Source organism: Thiorhodococcus mannitoliphagus, assembly GCF_010915725.1.
GTDB lineage: Bacteria > Pseudomonadota > Gammaproteobacteria > Chromatiales > Chromatiaceae > Thiorhodococcus > Thiorhodococcus mannitoliphagus.
Window position 1 is genome coordinate 1 of sequence record NZ_JAAIJR010000425.1, and the last position, 636, is coordinate 636.

Here is a 636-nt window from a genome sequence, read left to right on the forward strand (position 1 = left end):
GCGCTCCAACACCGCGCGCGCCATGGTGGGGATGGGGAAATGCTCGGCAAAGCGCTCAAGCAGTGGATTCAGCAACATCGTCAACAGCCCGCTGGTTAAAAAAGGCGCGATTGTACCGAGGACTCGCGACTCGCGCTGCTCGGGCGGTTCAGCCGCGTGGAGGCCGTGGCGACCGACAGGAGTTGTTGCGTTCACTTTTTGTGACCTTCACAGCCCTGGATCTACGTCACGAGTACCAAGAAGGGTTGCCATTGCCATTGCTGTGGAGCCTGGATCGAGGATTTTTTCGCCTTGGGTGAGGAGATCAGCCTGCGTCATTTACCGATGTTTGGTCATCAGGTCTTCATTGTCCTGCGCCCTGAGCGTTACGGTTGCCCGCGCTGTGAGGATCGACCGACGACCACGCAGACATTGGACTGGTATACGCCGCGCAGCCGCCTGACCAAGGCGTTTGAGCAGGAGGTCTTGCTGACGCTGATCAACAGCACCGTTGAAGACGTCAGTCGCAAGCAGGCGCTTGGCACGGATGGGGCGCATTCCCAATTTTCCGTGTCATGTAGAGGCGGGTATGAAGGATGCATTTGCCATAGTTTTCAGTAAATTCCAGCGCCCGGCCTTGAAGTAGGCGCGAAGCAT

The 636-nt window shown here is 57.7% G+C and carries 2 protein-coding genes; one reads left to right on the forward strand and one right to left on the reverse strand.

What is annotated here, in order from left to right; all coding sequences use genetic code 11:
* The coding region (locus tag G3480_RS28125) for a hypothetical protein (RefSeq protein ID WP_206171947.1) at nucleotides 1-195 on the reverse strand (195 nt) is incomplete at its 3' end.
* Between the two features lie 96 nt (nucleotides 196-291).
* Between G3480_RS28125 and G3480_RS27260 the strand changes: the two genes are divergently transcribed.
* Nucleotides 292-600 carry a transposase family protein gene (locus tag G3480_RS27260; RefSeq protein ID WP_164657293.1) on the forward strand — a complete coding sequence of 103 codons (309 nt, stop codon included), beginning with the start codon at nucleotides 292-294 and terminating at the stop codon, nucleotides 598-600.
* Nucleotides 601-636: the final 36 nt, after the last annotated feature.